This window comes from Vreelandella sp. DA03-1M (assembly GCF_055725665.1).
In genome coordinates this window covers 4,399,905-4,413,356 of the sequence record NZ_CM146798.1, presented here as the reverse complement: position 1 = coordinate 4,413,356, position 13,452 = coordinate 4,399,905, and the positions used below count along the sequence as shown (strand labels likewise).

At 58.3% G+C, this 13,452-nt stretch carries 16 protein-coding genes; 8 read left to right on the top strand and 8 right to left on the bottom strand.

Translation table 11 applies throughout. From position 1 onward, the window contains the following. On the top strand, positions 1-1,110 hold the full coding sequence (locus ACXUPB_RS20530; protein WP_335597753.1) for an alpha/beta hydrolase family protein: 1,110 nt from the start codon (positions 1-3) through the stop codon (positions 1,108-1,110). 5 nt (positions 1,111-1,115) lie between these two features. Here the strand turns inward: ACXUPB_RS20530 and ACXUPB_RS20525 are convergent, their stop codons facing one another. Next, complete coding sequence (locus ACXUPB_RS20525) at positions 1,116-1,709, bottom strand: SCO family protein (RefSeq protein WP_335597752.1); 594 nt, start codon at positions 1,707-1,709, stop codon at positions 1,116-1,118. 5 nt (positions 1,710-1,714) lie between these two features. Beyond that, the gene (locus ACXUPB_RS20520; protein WP_472954465.1) at positions 1,715-2,218 is read right to left on the bottom strand and encodes a hypothetical protein; all 504 of its coding nucleotides are present in this window, start codon (positions 2,216-2,218) and stop codon (positions 1,715-1,717) included. A gap of 104 nt (positions 2,219-2,322) precedes the next feature. On the opposite strand from ACXUPB_RS20520, the gene ACXUPB_RS20515 reads away from it, so the two are divergent. Then, positions 2,323-3,237: an AEC family transporter gene (locus ACXUPB_RS20515; RefSeq protein WP_035555010.1), complete on the top strand. Its 915-nt coding sequence runs from the start codon at positions 2,323-2,325 to the stop codon at positions 3,235-3,237. 256 nt (positions 3,238-3,493) lie between these two features. On the opposite strand, the gene trmB is transcribed toward ACXUPB_RS20515, so the two are convergent. The 3 genes from trmB to thiS are packed head-to-tail and all read right to left on the bottom strand — an operon-like array spanning position 3,494 to position 5,306. Beyond that, positions 3,494-4,264, bottom strand: a complete 771-nt coding sequence (gene trmB / locus ACXUPB_RS20510) for a tRNA (guanosine(46)-N7)-methyltransferase TrmB (protein WP_472954464.1) — start codon at positions 4,262-4,264, stop codon at positions 3,494-3,496. Between the two features lie 15 nt (positions 4,265-4,279). Beyond that, positions 4,280-5,089, bottom strand: coding sequence for a thiazole synthase (locus tag ACXUPB_RS20505; RefSeq protein WP_472954462.1), 810 nt, complete (start codon positions 5,087-5,089; stop codon positions 4,280-4,282). Between the two features lie 10 nt (positions 5,090-5,099). Continuing rightward, on the bottom strand, positions 5,100-5,306 hold the full coding sequence (thiS, locus tag ACXUPB_RS20500) for a sulfur carrier protein ThiS (protein ID WP_472956771.1): 207 nt from the start codon (positions 5,304-5,306) through the stop codon (positions 5,100-5,102). A gap of 136 nt (positions 5,307-5,442) precedes the next feature. Here thiS and ACXUPB_RS20495 point away from each other — a divergent pair, with 136 nt between their 5' ends. Both ACXUPB_RS20495 and ACXUPB_RS20490 read left to right on the top strand, forming a co-directional pair. Continuing rightward, positions 5,443-5,823, top strand: coding sequence for a DUF423 domain-containing protein (locus tag ACXUPB_RS20495; protein ID WP_472954460.1), 381 nt, complete (start codon positions 5,443-5,445; stop codon positions 5,821-5,823). A gap of 66 nt (positions 5,824-5,889) precedes the next feature. Beyond that, positions 5,890-7,005 (top strand): metallophosphoesterase, encoded by a 1,116-nt coding sequence (locus tag ACXUPB_RS20490; protein ID WP_472954457.1) that lies wholly within the window; start codon positions 5,890-5,892, stop codon positions 7,003-7,005. A 7-nt stretch (positions 7,006-7,012) separates the two neighbouring features. On the opposite strand, the gene ACXUPB_RS20485 is transcribed toward ACXUPB_RS20490, so the two are convergent. Together ACXUPB_RS20485 and ACXUPB_RS20480 are read right to left on the bottom strand one after the other, a co-directional pair. After that, positions 7,013-7,603: a nucleotidyltransferase family protein gene (locus tag ACXUPB_RS20485; RefSeq protein WP_472954454.1), complete on the bottom strand. Its 591-nt coding sequence runs from the start codon at positions 7,601-7,603 to the stop codon at positions 7,013-7,015. Then, a complete protein-coding gene (locus ACXUPB_RS20480; RefSeq protein ID WP_472954452.1) occupies positions 7,593-8,618 on the bottom strand; it encodes an XdhC family protein in 1,026 nt (341 codons plus the stop codon). The genes ACXUPB_RS20485 and ACXUPB_RS20480 overlap by 11 nt, the downstream gene beginning before the upstream one ends. A gap of 136 nt (positions 8,619-8,754) precedes the next feature. Between ACXUPB_RS20480 and ACXUPB_RS20475 the strand changes: the two genes are divergently transcribed. From ACXUPB_RS20475 to ACXUPB_RS20460, 4 genes are all read left to right on the top strand, one after another. Next, positions 8,755-9,315 (top strand): 2Fe-2S iron-sulfur cluster-binding protein, encoded by a 561-nt coding sequence (locus ACXUPB_RS20475; protein WP_472954450.1) that lies wholly within the window; start codon positions 8,755-8,757, stop codon positions 9,313-9,315. Further along, complete coding sequence (locus tag ACXUPB_RS20470; protein ID WP_472954448.1) at positions 9,312-10,262, top strand: FAD binding domain-containing protein; 951 nt, start codon at positions 9,312-9,314, stop codon at positions 10,260-10,262. Before ACXUPB_RS20475 ends, ACXUPB_RS20470 begins: the two co-directional genes overlap by 4 nt. Before the next feature lie 3 nt (positions 10,263-10,265). Next, positions 10,266-12,455, top strand: coding sequence for an aldehyde oxidoreductase molybdenum-binding subunit PaoC (gene paoC, locus ACXUPB_RS20465; RefSeq protein WP_472954446.1), 2,190 nt, complete (start codon positions 10,266-10,268; stop codon positions 12,453-12,455). Positions 12,456-12,556: 101 nt separating this feature from the next. Next, positions 12,557-13,003, top strand: coding sequence for a DUF411 domain-containing protein (locus ACXUPB_RS20460; protein ID WP_179915048.1), 447 nt, complete (start codon positions 12,557-12,559; stop codon positions 13,001-13,003). A gap of 12 nt (positions 13,004-13,015) precedes the next feature. Here ACXUPB_RS20460 and ACXUPB_RS20455 read toward each other — a convergent pair whose 3' ends face one another. Next, a complete protein-coding gene (locus ACXUPB_RS20455) occupies positions 13,016-13,444 on the bottom strand; it encodes a PaaI family thioesterase (protein WP_472954444.1) in 429 nt (142 codons plus the stop codon). Between the last annotated feature and the right edge of the window lie 8 nt (positions 13,445-13,452).

Below are 13,452 nucleotides of genomic sequence, written 5' to 3'. Positions count from 1 at the left end.
ATGACTTCAACCCCCTCTTCCAGCCTGTATTCTTTTGCTCGGGCAGTAGCTTGCTTAGGTCTATGCACACCGCTACTAGCACAAGCCGAGACGGCCAGTGAGCCCGAAGATTTGCCTGCATTGAGTGCTGCGAGTGAGCAGGCCAGCGTGGTGGGGGTGTCGTCGGGCGGTTATATGGCGACCCAGCTGGCGGTCGCTTGGCCAGAACGGTTTAGTGGCCTGGGCGTACTGGCGGCGGGGCCTTGGAGTTGTGCACAAGGCTCGCTGAGTTTGGCGCTTAACCAGTGCATGATGACGCGCCGCGGCGCGCCTTCATTAGATGAGCTTGAGTCTCGCCACCAGCGCTATCTCGGGCTTGAACAGGTAGGTAGCGCCGAGGCGCTTAGCCAGCTCAGGGCCTATTTGTGGCACGGCGAAGAGGACGAAGTGGTTGAGCCACTGCTCGGCGACCTGCTGGCTGAGCAGTGGCAGCAGTGGCTTGACTCGCCTGACCAGCTACGCGTTGCGCGCAGCAAAAATGCGGGGCATGGTTGGCCGGTACGGTTACCCAGTGAAGCCGCCCCTGGGCCCCAGGAGTGGGGAGATTGTCGTCAGGGGGGCGGTAGTTTCTTATTATCTTGCGATGAAGATATTGCCGGAGAAATGCTGGATTGGCTCTACCCCGAACGTGAGGTCTCGGACGCTGGCGAGCCTAGTAGTCAGCCAGAGGGCGAGCAGGGTGGCGAACTAGTTGCGTTTGATCAGTCAGAATTTTCGGTAAAAGGCTTAGCCGACACTGGCTATGTGTTTATACCTGAAGGCTGCGAAGCGGGCGAGTGCCCGGTAACGCTGGCACTGCACGGCTGCCAAATGAATGAAGAAGCGATTGGCGATACGTTCATACGCTATACTGGGCTAAATGCCTGGGCGGCAGCGCATCAGCAAATTGTGCTTTATCCCCAGGCGGAAAGCAGTATGGCGAACCCGCAGGGCTGCTGGGACTGGTGGGGGTTTGCTGAAAGTACGTGGCAACTAAGCCCGCAGCACGATACCCGTAGCGGTACCCAAATTGGCGCGCTGCTGGCGATGCTGGATCGCTTGCAAACTGCTCCCGAAAGCGCATCAGAGTGAGTGGACTAACCACCCAGTTCACTCTCCAATGCCGAGACTAAGCCATGGGGGGTGGGCGAGTAGAGTACCCGCTGAAGAATATCCCCCTCGCTGTTGACTAAAAAAAGCGAGGCGCTGTGATCAATGGTGTAAGCCATTGCTGAATCCGGTGCTTCGACTCTTCTCCAAATCACGCCATAGCGTGAAGCGACATCTTCAAGCTGTGCCTGACTGCCTACCGCACCAATAAATTCCTCACCGAAAAAACCCATGTACTCCTGCATGCGCTCTATGGTGTCGCGTTCGGGGTCAACGGTAATCATCACCGGCACCACACGCTCGCGCTGTGCATCAGTGAGCTGGGCCAGGGCTTGGCGTTTGACCGACTGCGTCATTGGGCAGATATCGGGGCAGTAGGTGTAACCAAACGACAGAATGGCGAGTTGGTCATCATCCAGCTGGGTCAACGAGAAATCTCCCTGAGTGGAGGGCATTTCCACGGGGCCACCCACGGGTTCGTCACTGTTGGGGGCGAAAGCGTATTGATAGAGGCCGATGCCGCTGACCACGATTAATACAGCAGCCACTCCTGCGCCCAGCCATAACGGTTTACTTGCCATGTGTATTAACTCCGAATCACGTCAAAATCGAACCAGCTACCGACTTTACCCTCTGCGGTGTCCAGTATGACACGCGCTCGCCAGGGCATAACATTCTGGGTGCAAATCCCTACTTGGCCCTGGCCTTCAAAGTGGCCTGGGGTACTGGCGCTGAGGGCAAAACGGTGCAGGCCTAAGTCCATGTCCCTGCCCACAAAATCGACGTCAACCTGAGTGGCCGTCACACCATCGACCTCGACTTCCAGTGGTAATATCTCTAATGCGTCAATCCGCCCGCTCGCTTGAACATGGAGGGTGATGCTGCCTTTATCGCCCAACGTGGCGGAACAAGGCGCTGTATGCAAGTTGCAGCTTGCAGCGGGGGGAAACCAAGTCACATCGCTATCGCGGTGCAACCAATGGGCAAAGGCATACCAGGCACAGGCAGCCAGCGCTATACCAGTGACCAGTATCAGTACCCTTAAAGCAGGAAAGCCTGCCGGGTGTGCAGGTTTTGATATCATCTTCATGGCAGAATAATCGCTACGCAAGCCGTGAGGCGGGTGTTTCGCCATGGTAACAGTAATCGAGCCGATATCGCTGTGCTGGGATGTCGCAGGCAAAAGGGACGCAAATGGAGAGTATCACTGGCGCTTTAGGCCCCCTGTTTTTATTGATTTTACTGGGCACCGTGCTCGGCTATTGGCGTTGGCCTAGCGATACTTTCTGGCCGCAGATGGAGCGGCTTATTTATTTTGTACTGTTCCCCGCCATGCTGGTGGGAACGTTGGCGACTGCCGATGTGAGCCAAGTGCCGGTAGGCCGCCTAGCACTGGTATTACTGGGCGCGATGGTGCTGTTTGGCATACTGCTTTGGCGTTTACGGGGCTGGTTACGGCTTACGCCCGCTGCGTTTACCTCGGTGTTTCAAGGGGCGGTACGCTTTAATACTTATGTGGGCGTTGCTGGTGCCGCTGCGCTACACGGCAGCTTGGGAGCGACCACTGCAGCAGTCGCTGTGGCACTAATGGTACCGGTGGTTAACGTGATGTGTGTGGCTAGCTTTGTGGCCGCTGGCACTCTGGGCGGCGCTAGCGTGGGTAAAAGCGCAATGGCGCTGATTAAAAATCCGCTAATTCTGGCCTGCTTGGCGGGCATTGGCCTGAACCTTTCCGGTGTCGGTCTACCTGGTTGGAGTCAGGACACGGTCGAGTTATTGGGGCGTGCGGCGTTGCCACTGGGGCTGGTAGCGGTGGGGGTAGCGCTGCGCCCGGCGGCGTTGATGCGTATTGACCGCGGCGTGCTGGCTACCAATAGCGTTAAGCTGCTGCTGCTGCCCGCGTTTGTCTTGGCATTAACCTGGGTGCTGCAACTAGATCCGGTCAGTCGTGACGTGGCGCTCCTGTTTGCAGCGCTGCCCACCGCTACGTCTGCCTATATTTTAGCCCGCCAACTGGGCGGCGATGCTGAACTGATGGCGGCCATTATCACCGGACAAACCCTATTGGCCATGGCGACGCTACCGTTTTGGCTGCGATTGGTAAGCTGATGGATAGGCAGACTCAGGCTTTAAATAAAAAATATTCGTATTTGTATTTACGAGGTAAATGAGAATGATTATAGTGTGATTGTCAGCGTTTGATGAGACGTTGGCAACCACGACAGAAACCGCCAGTTTACTGTCATGGTTTCTCCCTCTCATTGCTAGTCACGGTCTTTTTGCCGCTCCCTTGGAGCGGCTTTCTTTTTTCTAATACGTGCTTTTATTAGATTTAATGACGCTTTGCCAGCGGCGTTTGAGTAAGTCACCCCTTTCGTTGATAAATCAAATCCCACACGCCGTGGCCGAGTTTCTCGCCGCGGGCTTCAAACTTGGTCAATGGGCGGAACGCCGGGCGTGGCACATACGGGGCGGTTTCGGCGCTGGCGGTGTTGGCATAGCCGGGGGCCGCTTCCATTACCTCGGCCATCCACTCTGCGTAGGCTTCCCAATCGGTGGCCATATGGAAGGTGCCGCCAGGCATCAGGCGAGTGCGGATCAACTCAACAAAGGCAGGCTGTACGATGCGCCGTTTGTGGTGTTTCTTCTTCGGCCACGGGTCAGGGAAGAACAGCTGCAGCGTGGTCAGAGAGCCTTCGGGCAGGCACTGCTCCAGCACCGCCAGGGCATCCTCGCGGTAAACGCGCAGGTTAGTCAGGCCGCGCTTATCCACTTCATCGAGCAGTTTGCCAACGCCAGGGGCGTGCACTTCAATGCCGATAAAGTCGGTATCCGGGTGTGTTTCGGCCTGTTCAATCAGCGAGTTGCCCATGCCAAAGCCGATTTCTACTACCCGCGGTGCCTGACGGCCAAACAGGACGTCCAGGTCTTGGCGGCCGTCGGCGATGGTCAGGCCAAAACGCGGCCAGATATCTTCTAAGCCACGGTTTTGCGCCTGGGTCATACGGCCCGCGCGGATCACATAGCTTTTAATGCCGCGGCGATGCAGCGGTGCATCCGTACCTTCCGGCCCTGTGGTGGCGTTGCTTTCGGGCGCGGCGTGACGTTCGGGTACGCTATCGTTGGGTTCAGTCATGGGGTCTCGAATCAATTAACCGTTAATACGGCCAGCGAAAGGTGAAGAGGGATCAGCAGATTGGCGGCGCGGCATGCGGCCGGCTAGAAACGCATCGCGTCCGGCTTCCACGGCCAGCTTCATGGCGTTGGCCATGCGCAGCGGGTCGCGAGCGTGGGCAATAGCGGTATTCAGCAGCACGCCGTCACAGCCTAGCTCCATCGCCATGGCAGCGTCTGACGCCGTGCCAATGCCTGCATCTATCAGCACCGGTACGCTGCTCTGCTCAACAATCAAGCGCACGTTGTGCGGGTTTTGAATGCCGTGGCCAGAACCGATCAGCGAGCCCAGCGGCATGATGGCGCAGCAGCCCATGGCTTCCAGTTCGCGTGCCACAATGGGATCGTCGCTGGTGTAAACCATGACGTCAAAACCGTCAGCGAGCAGCGTTTCAGCGGCTTTTAACGTCTCGACCACATTGGGGTACAGCGTGTGATCGTCGCCGAGGACTTCCAGCTTGACCAAGTTGTGGCCGTCGAGCAGTTCGCGGGCCAACCGGCAGGTGCGCACAGCATCTTTAGCGTTATAGCAGCCGGCGGTATTGGGCAGCAGGGTGTAGCGCTCCGGCGAGATAACGTCCAGCAGGTTGGGCGCTCCAGCGTCCTGGCCTAAGTTGGTACGGCGCACAGCAAAGGTCACAATCTCTGCGCCGCTCTGGGCAATGGCGGCACCGGTTTCGGTAAAGTCTTTGTACTTGCCAGTGCCCACCAGCAGGCGCGAATGAAAATCGCGCCCGGCAATGGTGAGCGGCGTATCCGCTAGCGGTTCATGCGTTAATTGCGTCATAGTTTTTCCTTTAGCCACCGCCAATCGCGTGAACCACTTCCACGTGGTCGCCATTGGCCAAGTGGGTGTCGGCGTGTTGGCTGCGGGGGACAATCTCTTCGTTAATTTCCACGGCAATACGACGGCCACTAAGACCCAGTTGTTCCACTAGGTCGGCGGCGGTTAGGCCGGTGGACAGTGTATGAGGTTCACCGTTTAGACGTATCTGTATAGACATAATAGGGCGCGTCTCATTCGTCATGGCAGTTCGTTCTCTATTGTAGCGGTTTAGCGCCGCGCAAGGTACGCCGTGGGTATAATCAGCACGATGGACCAAGTGAAAGTGAGAGATGAAATTGAAGCAGGAGAGCAGTGTGCAACAAACAGATAAAGTGTGGTGGTGTATAGCGGCGCTATCAGGCGCCATGATGGTAATACTGGGCGCCTATGCGGCACACGGCTTGGCGGCGCGCACGACCGAGGCCATGGTGAGTGCCGTCGAGACCGGCGTGCTTTACCAGGCGTGGCACACCCTAGCCATTATGATCGTACTGGTGTGGCGTCGAGTACATCCGCTGGCAGGTCAGCGTTGGGTGCTGGCGCTGTGGACACTAGGGGTTGTGTGCTTTTCCGGCTCGCTCTACTTAATGGCCTTGGCGGGGCTAAGCCTCGGCATTGTGACGCCCATTGGCGGCGTTTTGTTAATGGCCGGGTGGCTGGCGTTTGCGGTCGTCGCTCTGATGGCCAAGCAGTAGGCACCTTTGTAGGCCAAATATTCGCGTGGCTGTGCGCCGCGCTTCTTCCCATTCATGAGCATCTCTATGTTTCATTTTGTCGTCGCCATACCCTGCCTGATTGTTATTCTTCGCTATTTAGTGCCACTCAAATGGCCGCTCTGGTTTAAAGCTCTCCTCAGCGTTGCGCTGTTGCTGGTGGCTCAGCATCATTGGCTTACCTTGATGGCTTTTGGCTCCATGTTTTCTCCTGAGGTGCCAAGAGCTATTGTGCTGGTCGTCAATTGGATTTTCGGCACGATGCTGTTTCTAGCAGTGTTTCAGCTAGTGGTTGATGCGATAGCGCTGATGCTAATGGCAGTAAAAAGAAGGCGTGTCGCCATTCCCTCTTCGCTGCGTTACAGCATGGGAGCGTTGGCGTTAGGCGTGGCTGCTTTTGCCGTCAGCCAAGCAGCTAGAATTCCTGCGGTTAAGGATATCGAGGTGGCCATTCAAGGGCTTTCAGCGGAGTTTGATGGGTATGAGATTGTGCAGTTAACTGATCTGCATATCAGCCGGCTGTTTGAAGCCCCTTGGGTTGAAGCGGTGGTGTCAAAGGCCAATGCGCTTGAGCCAAATCTAATCGTCATCACCGGGGATTTGATCGATGGCGACCTGGATGTGCGTCGTGCAGATGTGGCCCCTTTACAAGCGCTTTCAGCGCCCGACGGCGTCTATACCATTCCGGGTAATCATGAGTACTATTTTGGTTACCCGCAGTGGATGGAGTATTACCAGTCGCTCGGCATGCAGGTATTGGCAAATCAACACATTGTGATCAACAACGAGGGGGCGAACTTAGTCCTTGCGGGAGTGACGGATTTTACGGCCGCCAGGCACGCTTTTGCTGCGCCGAATGTCGAGGAAGCGATAGCAGGGGCACCGAGCGACTCGCCGATTATTATGCTGGATCATCAACCCCGCAATGCGGTGGCTGCGGCTGCTGCCGGTGTGGATCTGCAGCTCTCCGGGCATACTCACGGGGGGATGATTCTTGGTTTCGATCGACTGGTTGCCAGCGCTAACAATGGTTTCGTCTCAGGCTTTTATGATATTCAAGACATGACGCTGTACGTCAATAACGGTACAGGCTTATGGCCAGGGTTTGCTTTACGCCTCGGCAAGCCCTCAGAGCTAACCCGCATTACGCTCCGCCAGGGGTAGCGTGTTTTTATGACGCTAAGTGAGCGGGCACGTCGATATCCATCAGCGTACCCGCATCCTGCACCTGATACTCACGGTAGTGCGCGGCGTTGTGGCGAATAATCTCTTTGGCCCCCGTATGGCCGCTTAGCGCTTCAAGCGCGGGCCAAAGCATACGCCCAAAGATAACCGGATGCCCCGGCTTGCCTTCATGGCAGGGCCGCACGATGGTGTCGCGAGTGGCTTGCCGCTGTAACGACAGCAGCGTCTTCTGGTGAATCCAGGGCATATCGCCCAATAAAATCGCGACCGCCTCGACGCTTTTCAGGCGGGCGTCGTGGCTAAGCGCGGCCATCGCATCGGCGAGGCTTGCCCCTAACCCAAGATGTGCCTGATGAAGTCGCACCAGAGGCGTGCTTTCTGCAAGGCCTAGCAGGGTCGCATCATCCTCTTCACGGATTGCCACGCGCAGTATAGGAAAGGCTTGCTCGGCATTCGCGACAGAGGCTGCCAACAGCGAGCGTCCGTCGGTTAAAGTTGCGCAGCGCTTGTCATCCTCACCAAATCGGCGCGAGTAGCCAGCTGCCATCACCAGGGCGACGACATTGCTAGAGCTCATTGGTAGCTTTTCCGTATTGGACCCTGACGATATCCCCCATGATTGCGAGGGCAATTTCCGCCGGGGTCATGCTGCCAAGCGCTAGGCCAATCGGCATATGCAGTCGCTCGACTTGCTCTTCGGTCAGCCCTCCTGAGCGAATCAGCCGCTCGGCGCGCGCAGTTGATGTGCGCTTTGAGCCCATCACGCCGATATAAAACGCAGGTGTGCGCACCGCTTCCATCATCGCCAGGTCGTCAATACGTGGATCATGGGTGAGCGCCACAATGGCCGTGGAGCCGTGGCAGCCGTTGGCGGCAATGTACTGGGAAGGCAGTTGCGCCTTGACCGTGACCCCTGGAACATCAAACGCCTGGCAGGCGGCTTCGTCGGGGTCGCAGACAATCACCTCAAACCCTAATGTGGCGGCAAACGAAGCGCAGGCGTGGGAAACGGGCGAAATGCCGGCAATGATCAACCGCCGTGCGGGCGCGAGTCGCATTTTTAGCCGGTGCGGCGCGCTCACTTCACTGGGCCAGACCACCCGCGGCCCTAATGTGGTGTCGTCGGAAAAGTAGCGCGTACCAGCGTGAATATCGACATGGCGCATCAACTGGCGGTGGCCTTCAAGCGTCGCCTTCAACGTGCCAAGGTGCTCGCGTATATCCGGCGTGGCAGGTAGGCGCTCCACCAATACCTCTAGAATGCCACCGCAGGGCAGTGCGATATGCCCGCCCTGAGCGTCGTCTGCATCGCCGTAGCGTATAACGGTCGCCGATTTTTCAAACTGCCCCTCGGCTAGGCGCTTGATGAAATCATCCTCCACGCAGCCGCCGGAGAGCGACCCCAGGTGCCTGCCGTCTCTGGTCACCGCCATCCAGGCGCCGGGGGCGCGGGGCGATGATCCAAACGTGGCGAGCACGGTGCACAGCCAGACCGTTTCGCCCTCTCGGGACCAGGTAAGCGCTTGATCGATAACCTGCAAGTCCAAATGCTGCATTTCAAACGATTCCAGTAGTGAGCAAGCGGCATCCATTGCCTCGCTTGCGTGGATAGACGTGTCATAGCGTAGCGCACCTTACGCAGTTGGGCTGCCTGAAGGAATAGTGTCTATGCTAAAGGCCTTATGGCACTAAATAAGCGAAAGCAACGCGCAAGGAAGGCATATAGCAATGAACTCCTCTAATAACGTCGAAAGACACCCCAAGACCGTGAACCCCGATAGCAGCACCTTTTCACTAACCGTTAATGGCGAACGGCATACGTTAACCCTGGATAATCGCACAACGCTGCTGGATGCCCTGCGTGAGCAGCTTAAGCTAACGGGCACCAAGAAAGGCTGTGACCACGGCCAGTGTGGCGCCTGCACGGTGTCGGTGAACGGCGAACGTATCAACGCCTGCTTGTCCCTTGCGGTCATGCATGAAGGCGATGATATTTCGACCATCGAAGGGGCAGCTGAGGTCGGTCATCTTGATCCTATGCAGCAAGCCTTTGTCGATCATGACGCCTTCCAGTGCGGCTACTGCACGCCGGGGCAGATCTGCTCGGCCAAGGCGGTGCTTGAAGAGATTCAAGCGGGGCTGCCAAGCCATGTTACCAAAGATCTGAATGCGCCTATTGAGATCAGCGATGCGGAAATTCGTGAGCGGATGTCGGGCAATCTTTGCCGCTGCGGCGCCTACGCCAACATTCTCAAAGCCATCAACCAGGTTGCGGAGGTGCGCTCATGAAAGCCTTTTCCTACGAACGCGTCAGCGACCCGGCCCAGGCGGCGGCCCGTGCGGCGGAAGTGCCGGGCGCCAAGTTTATTGCCGGCGGTACGAACCTGCTGGACCTGATGAAACATGAGATCGAAATCCCCAAGCACCTGATCGACGTAGGGGGCACGGGTCTTGACGAGATTACCCCGACGGATGAGGGCGGCCTGCGCATTGGTGCCCTGGTCAGCAACGCCGCGCTCTCGGCGGATACCCGGGTCCGTAAGGACTACGCGGTATTGAGCCGGGCGCTGGTGTCGGGTGCCTCCGGCCAGTTGCGTAACAAGGCGACCACCGGCGGCAACCTGCTCCAGCGCACGCGCTGTGGCTACTTTTATGACACTGGCATGCCCTGCAACAAGCGCTCGCCCGGGGCGGGCTGCGCAGCGTTGAGCAAAGGCGCCGCCACGCGCCAACTGGGTATTATCGGCACGTCCGATGCGTGTATTGCCACGCACCCTTCTGATATGGCCGTTGCCCTTTGCGTGCTGGATGCCGAAGTAGAAACCGTGACGTCAACCGGTGAAATACGTCGACTGACGCTGGATGAGTTTTATCAACTACCCGGCGATACGCCGGAGGTGGAGACTGCTCTGCAAGCAGGCGAAATGATCACCGCCGTGCTGCTGCCGCCGCCTGTTGAGGGTCGCCACGCCTATTATAAAGTGCGCGACCGGGCCTCTTACGCCTTTGCGCTGGTGTCCGTTGCGCTGATTCAAGCCCCCGACGGAACGGGGCGCGTTGCCCTGGGCGGCGTGGCACCCAAGCCCTGGCGCCGTGATGACGCCGATGCGGCGTTACCGCAGGGTGCATCGGCTGTCATGGCCCGCTTACTGGACGGCGCCCGCCCAACGCAAGAGAACGCCTACAAGCTTACCCTAGCAGAACGAACGCTCGCCGCGCTGCTGGCTCAGGAGTGACCCATGGATTTTAATCAATCAACGGAAGATAATCTGTTCGATCATGCTCGCGTTATCGGCAAGCCTCACGCGCGAATCGACGGTCTGCTCAAGGTAACCGGTCGCGCACCCTATGCCTACGAACGGCATGATGTGGCAGCCAACCAACTGGTGGGTTACCCCGTGTGCGCAACGATTGCCCGGGGAAAAATCACTCATATGGACGCCTCGGCTGCCCGCGCTGCACCCGGCGTGGCGGCCGTTATTACCACTCTGGAGCTTGAGCCGCTGGCGCGTGCCGACAGCAATGTGGCCCACCTGTTCGGCGGCGCCACCGTTGAGCACTACCATCAGGCCATCGCGGTGGTGGTCGCCGATACCTTGGAGCAGGCGCGTGGGGCGGCGTCATTGATCGAGGTGCGCTACGAAGAGGCGAAAGGCGTGTTTGATCTTGAAGACGCCTGGACGCGCCTTCAGAGCACCGGCGAGCCGGTGGCTAACGTCGGCGATGTAGATGCGGCGTTTGCTACCGCGCCGGTCACACTGGATGAAACCTACCGCACCGCGTCGCAAAGCCACGCCATGATGGAGCCCCACGCTTCTATCGTGGACTGGTCGGATGGCGGCCAGATGACGGTATGGACGTCGAACCAGATGATCGAGTGGACGCGCCAGGCGCTCGCCACCACCTTTGATATCGACGCTGACAGAATCCGCCTGGAAAGCCCTTATGTGGGCGGTGGCTTTGGCGGCAAGCTGTGGCTACGCGCCGATGCGGTGCTGGCGGCACTTGGCTCGCGCGAGACCGGGCGGCCGGTTAAGGTTGCCTTGCCGCGCCCGATGATCTTCAACAACGCCACGCACCGTTCCGGCACCATTCAGCGTCTGCGCATCGCGGCCGGGTCAGATGGCAAGATTACCGCTTTTGAACATGCTGCCGTTTCCCATACGCTACTCGGCGGCAGCGGTGAAGACGCGGTCAACCAGACCCGCTGCTTCTACGCTGGCGAAAACCGTCGCGTGGCGCACCATCCTATCGATATGGGCCTGCCCGAATCGGCGGACATGCGTGCCCCTGGTGAAGCCTCGGGGCTGGCGGTGCTGGAGATCGCCATGGACGAGATGGCGGAGAAGCTCGGCATGGACCCTGTGGCGTTCAGGATTCTCAACGACACCCAGGTCAACCCCGAGGAGCCCTCTAAGCCTTTCACCGAACGTCACTTTGTGGAGTGCCTGCGTAAGGGCGCCGACACCTTCGGCTGGGCTGAGCGTAACCTTAAGCCGGGCGGTCGGCGCGAAGGCCAGTGGCTGATTGGCCACGGCATGGCCGGTGCCTATCGCGGCGCGCCCACCATGACCTCAGGCGCGCGGGTGCGCTTGCAGAACGGGCGCCTGATCGTGGAAACCGATATGACCGATATCGGTACCGGCTCCTACACCATCCTGACCCAGACGGCGGCAGAAACCATGGGAATGGAGATGCAGGACGTAGAAGTGCGTCTTGGCAATAGCGCCTACCCAACCTCCTCCGGATCAGGCGGGCAGTTTGGTGCGACTAGCGCCACCGCTGGCGTATATGCTGCCTGTGTGGCGCTTCAGCAGCAGATCGCCAAGCGCCTGAACGTTGACGAGGCGCGCTTTGAAAAGGGCCGCGTGGTCGCCGGACAGACAGATATGGCGCTGGCCGACATAGCCGATGGCGAAGAGATAGTGGCTGAGGATTCGATCAACTTTGGCGACTTCAAGGACGAGCTGGAGATTGGTACCTTCGGCGCGCACTTTGTCGAGGTGGCCGTGAATGCCTATACCGGGGAAACCCGCGTGCGGCGCATGCTGGCCGTGTGCGATGCAGGCCGCATCCTCAACCCCATCACGGCGCGCAGCCAGGTAATTGGCGGCATGACCATGGGCGTAGGCGCTGCCTTGACCGAGGGCATGAGCGTGGATACCGAGCGTGGCTTCTTCGTCAACCACGACCTGGCAGGCTACGAAGTGGCGGTACATGCGGATATTCCCGAACAGGAGGTCATCTTTTTAGATACCACCGATGCTGCTTCATCGCCCCTAAAAGCAAAAGGGGTGGGTGAGCTGGGTATTTGCGGCGTAGCGGCTGCGATTGGCAACGCGATCTACAATGCCACCGGTATTCGGATTCGTGAGTACCCGATGACGCTGGATCGCATGATCGATCAACTCCCTAGCACTGAGCGTTGAGCTAGCTTGACCTTGGGGCGACACATAGGTTGTAAGCTTTCAATTGGATGCTGCGTCGCTTACCAACGTTTCTTTATTCGCTCTTAATCAGGAGGGTATTTATGAGCCGCTTAACCACCTCAATATTACTATCTAGCGCTCTAGTTCTCGGGGCGACCTCGGCGCACGCGGCACTGCCTGCCGAGGCGACCTTGTACAAAAACCCTCAGTGCGGTTGCTGCGATGCCTATGCACGCCATCTTGAAGAGCTGGGCATTGATGTCACTATCGTGGATGACGCTGAACTGAGTGATATCAAGCAACAGGCAGGTGTTCCCTATGGTTTAGGGTCGTGCCATACCATCGAAATAGGCGAGTACTGGATTGAGGGCCATGTGCCGATGGACGCGGTGCAGGCACTGTTTGAAACGCAACCTGATATCGACGGCATTGGTTTGGCCGGGATGCCCATGGGTACGCCGGGTATGCCGGGGCCGCAAGAGGCCCCTTACAATGTGTATGCGTTTACCGACCAGGAAGATACCCCGTTCATGACCCTAGCGCCTTAACCAGCGGTTGCATTAAGCGTTGTCTAGCGGTGCGTCTGGCAGAGCGTAACTGGCGGTGACATGCACCACGGGGCGCGTGTCATCGCTGGCTGAAAAAATCTGTACTTCGCCCACCGCTAGGTGGCGGCCGAGTTTGATCAGCTTGGCGTGGGCGATAATGTCGTGATCACCGGAAGCCGCGCGCAGAAAGTGGCAGTTAAGGTCGCTGGTGACCGCCATCGCTTCGGGGCCAATCTGGGCCAAAATAGCGACATACATGGCCACATCCGCAAAACCCATCATCGTGGGCCCGGAAACCCGCGGCCCAGGGCGAAGATGTTCATTGCCGATCGCTAAGCGCATCGTAGCGCGCATCTCGCCCACATTCTCTATCTTGCCCATTCGCTGGGGAAAGACCTCATCCAGGAAGTGCTCAATCTGCTCAGCCGTCATTACGGTCATTGTTATTA

What these genes read in the sequence shown, in the direction of transcription:
- ACXUPB_RS20530 (WP_335597753.1), top strand. Translation starts at nt 1, where the DNA reads ATGACTTCAACCCCCTCTTCCAGCCTGTATTCTTTTGCTCGGGCAGTA.
- ACXUPB_RS20525 (WP_335597752.1), bottom strand. Translation starts at nt 1,709, where the DNA reads ATGGCAAGTAAACCGTTATGGCTGGGCGCAGGAGTGGCTGCTGTATTA.
- ACXUPB_RS20520 (WP_472954465.1), bottom strand. Translation starts at nt 2,218, where the DNA reads ATGAAGATGATATCAAAACCTGCACACCCGGCAGGCTTTCCTGCTTTA.
- ACXUPB_RS20515 (WP_035555010.1), top strand. Translation starts at nt 2,323, where the DNA reads ATGGAGAGTATCACTGGCGCTTTAGGCCCCCTGTTTTTATTGATTTTA.
- trmB (WP_472954464.1), bottom strand. Translation starts at nt 4,264, where the DNA reads ATGACTGAACCCAACGATAGCGTACCCGAACGTCACGCCGCGCCCGAA.
- ACXUPB_RS20505 (WP_472954462.1), bottom strand. Translation starts at nt 5,089, where the DNA reads ATGACGCAATTAACGCATGAACCGCTAGCGGATACGCCGCTCACCATT.
- thiS (WP_472956771.1), bottom strand. Translation starts at nt 5,306, where the DNA reads ATGTCTATACAGATACGTCTAAACGGTGAACCTCATACACTGTCCACC.
- ACXUPB_RS20490 (WP_472954457.1), top strand. Translation starts at nt 5,890, where the DNA reads ATGTTTCATTTTGTCGTCGCCATACCCTGCCTGATTGTTATTCTTCGC.
- ACXUPB_RS20485 (WP_472954454.1), bottom strand. Translation starts at nt 7,603, where the DNA reads ATGAGCTCTAGCAATGTCGTCGCCCTGGTGATGGCAGCTGGCTACTCG.
- ACXUPB_RS20480 (WP_472954452.1), bottom strand. Translation starts at nt 8,618, where the DNA reads ATGGATGCCGCTTGCTCACTACTGGAATCGTTTGAAATGCAGCATTTG.
- ACXUPB_RS20475 (WP_472954450.1), top strand. Translation starts at nt 8,755, where the DNA reads ATGAACTCCTCTAATAACGTCGAAAGACACCCCAAGACCGTGAACCCC.
- ACXUPB_RS20470 (WP_472954448.1), top strand. Translation starts at nt 9,312, where the DNA reads ATGAAAGCCTTTTCCTACGAACGCGTCAGCGACCCGGCCCAGGCGGCG.
- paoC (WP_472954446.1), top strand. Translation starts at nt 10,266, where the DNA reads ATGGATTTTAATCAATCAACGGAAGATAATCTGTTCGATCATGCTCGC.
- ACXUPB_RS20460 (WP_179915048.1), top strand. Translation starts at nt 12,557, where the DNA reads ATGAGCCGCTTAACCACCTCAATATTACTATCTAGCGCTCTAGTTCTC.
- ACXUPB_RS20455 (WP_472954444.1), bottom strand. Translation starts at nt 13,444, where the DNA reads ATGACCGTAATGACGGCTGAGCAGATTGAGCACTTCCTGGATGAGGTC.